Here is a 351-nt window from a genome sequence, read left to right as displayed (position 1 = left end):
TCGGGTTCCGTGAGGATCCCCACGATGGTTTGTTGGTGGTTTTCGAATGTGATGCGTGATGATCTGCTTCCAAACTGGGGCACCAGCTCAGGGGCCGGCTCCCCGACCTCGATAATCGAGGTCGAGGTTTCCTCGGCGAAGGTTCCCGCAGACCACGTGAGCAGTCCGATAACACAGGCTGTTTTTATGATGTTGTCACGCATTTTCACTCTCCTCTTTAGGGGGTTGAACGATTACGCCGATTTTATCAATTGTCATTTCGAGCGCAGAACGACGAAGCGCGCGAATCGGCGCGAACAAGATCCCTCCCTTCGGTTCGGGATGACAATTTCGTGAGGATTCGCGTGATTC

At 53.6% G+C, this 351-nt stretch carries 1 protein-coding gene; it reads right to left on the bottom strand.

The features are described from left to right. On the bottom strand, nucleotides 1-203 hold a 203-nt coding region (locus BQ17_RS20370), incomplete at its 3' end, for a hypothetical protein (RefSeq protein ID WP_141699133.1). Between the last annotated feature and the right edge of the window lie 148 nt (nucleotides 204-351).

Origin of the sequence: Candidatus Thiosymbion oneisti (genome assembly GCF_900092655.1) — a bacterium.
Lineage (GTDB): Bacteria > Pseudomonadota > Gammaproteobacteria > Chromatiales > Chromatiaceae > Thiosymbion > Thiosymbion oneisti.
This window is presented reverse-complemented; position numbering and strand designations above follow the sequence as displayed.